This is a genomic window from Burkholderia sp. JPY481 (assembly GCF_038900515.1).
In the GTDB taxonomy this organism is placed as follows: Bacteria; Pseudomonadota; Gammaproteobacteria; order Burkholderiales; family Burkholderiaceae; genus Paraburkholderia; species Paraburkholderia youngii.
Genome location: NZ_JAYMRT010000163.1, coordinates 1 through 362, shown reverse-complemented (window position 1 = coordinate 362; position 362 = coordinate 1). Strand labels below are relative to the sequence as shown.

General features: G+C 61.3%; 1 pseudogene. It reads left to right on the top strand.

Features of this window, described 5'->3' with window-relative positions:
• Positions 1-21: 21 nt before the first annotated feature.
• Positions 22-362 (top strand): annotated as a pseudogene (locus VSR82_RS40160) (glycoside hydrolase family 19 protein); the annotation flags it as partial.

The window sequence follows — 362 nt, the reverse complement described above, 5'->3', positions numbered from 1 at the left end:
TGGAAGGTGGACAGCGCGGATGTGCGAGGCAACCCTATTCGCGGATGGGTACGTGAGCAGAGCTTCGAGGGCGGTCGCGTGACGCGGGAGTTTTCACAAAGCTGGATCGACTTCGAGTGTCACGACGCAGACCACGATCCGACGCACACCATTTTTGCAACCACGGGCGACTATGTGGACTATGCGCTTCGCACTGAGGCATCCGGTGCGGGTTCACTTGGCAAGCTGAGCCCATTGATGGCCGCAATCTATCGCGTCCTGTATCCGGGCGGTGACGGTCTTTACGCGGCGGACGAGCTTTGCAGCGCGGGACAAAGCCCTCAGCGTTCCGGATTTCCGTGGGCCGCGTTTCGCGCATCGCG